The 1,431-nt window shown below is 73.9% G+C and carries 1 protein-coding gene; it reads left to right on the plus strand.

Annotated features, from left to right (window positions below; genetic code table 11):
* Positions 1–66 precede the first annotated feature (66 nt).
* Positions 67–1,431 (plus strand): FAD-dependent monooxygenase (locus H5J30_RS33170; RefSeq protein WP_309505707.1); only part of this gene is annotated, 1,365 nt, incomplete at its 3' end.

Consider the following 1,431-nt stretch of genomic DNA (forward strand, 5'->3'; position numbering starts at 1 on the left):
CCGAACGACAACCGCGAACAGTGTGGGGCGGCCCGGGTGCCGCCCCACACGCCTGGGGAGGCATCCGTGGATCCAGCACCGGTACTCGTCGTGGGCGCCGGCCCGGTCGGCATGGCAACGGCCCTGGCGCTCGCCCGCCAGGGCGTCCGGTGCGTCCTCGCCGACCAGCACTCCGAGACCTCCGTCCACCCCAAACTCGACTTCGTGAACTCCCGCAGCATGGAGTTCTTCCGGCAGCTCGGCATCGCCGGCGACATCCGCGCCGCCGGCGTCGCGCCCCACCACCCGGCCGACGTCATCTGGTCCACCGGACTGGCCGGCCGCCCCCTCACCACCTGGGCGCTGCCCTCCGTCGACGAGGAGCGGCGCCTCATCGCCGCGGCCGACGACGGCACCCGGCCGGTCGAACCCGGCCAGCGGATATCCCAGACAGAGCTGGAGCCCGTGCTGCGCGCCCACTGCCGGCGCAGCGCGCTCGTCGACCTGCGCCCCGGCCTGCGGTTCGACACCCTCACCCAGGACGACCAGGGCGTGACCAGCAGTCTGTCCGACGTCATGACCGGCGAGCGGATCCGGATCAGGTCCCGGTACGTGATCGGCTGCGACGGCGCGTCGAGCAGCGTCCGCGCCGTCCTCGGCATCGGCGAGGACGGCTTCGGCGTCCCCGGGCTGCCCGGCGCGTTCATGGTGCACTTCAAGAGCCGCGACCTCGGCTCCCTGCACCGCCACGGCCCGTTCTGGCACTACTTCGCCTTCCGCTACGTCGTCATCGCCCAGGACGAGACGGACACCTGGACCGTGCACGTCAACGGCGCGCACCCGGACGAGTTCGCCACCCCGCCCGCCGATCCGGCGGCGTACCTGCGGGAGACCCTCGGCACGGAGCTGAGGATCGACAAGGTGCTGCTGACCTCCCGCTGGCGCCCCGGCTTCATGCTCGCCGACCGCTACCGGGCGGGCCGCGTCCTGCTCGCCGGCGACGCCGCGCACCGCATGTTCCCCACCGGCGCGTACGGGATGAACACCGGCATCGGCGACGCGATGGACGCGGCCTGGAAGGTCGCCGCCCTCGTCCGGCACACCGGCGGCCCCGCGCTGCTCGACAGCTACGAGACCGACCGCCGCCCCGTCGGGCTGCGCAACATGCGCACCTCGCACCGGCACATCGGCGTGCACATGAAGGCCGGCGCCCTGCTGCGCGAAGGCGTCCCGCCGGACGCGGTGGCCGGCTTCCTGGACGGGGAGCGCGGCGAGAACGAGTACCGCGGCGTCGAACTCGGCTACCGCTACGACGACTCGCCCGTGGTCTGCCGCGAGGACGGCCCGGCGCCCGGCTGGTCCCCGACCGCGTACACGCCGACGACCTGGCCCGGCAGCCGCCCGCCCAGCGTGCTGCTGGCCGGCGGCTCCCCCCTGTTCGACCTCTTCGGC

It is taken from the genome of Streptomyces phytophilus (assembly GCF_013870535.1).
Classification (GTDB): Bacteria; Actinomycetota; Actinomycetes; order Streptomycetales; family Streptomycetaceae; genus Streptomyces; species Streptomyces phytophilus.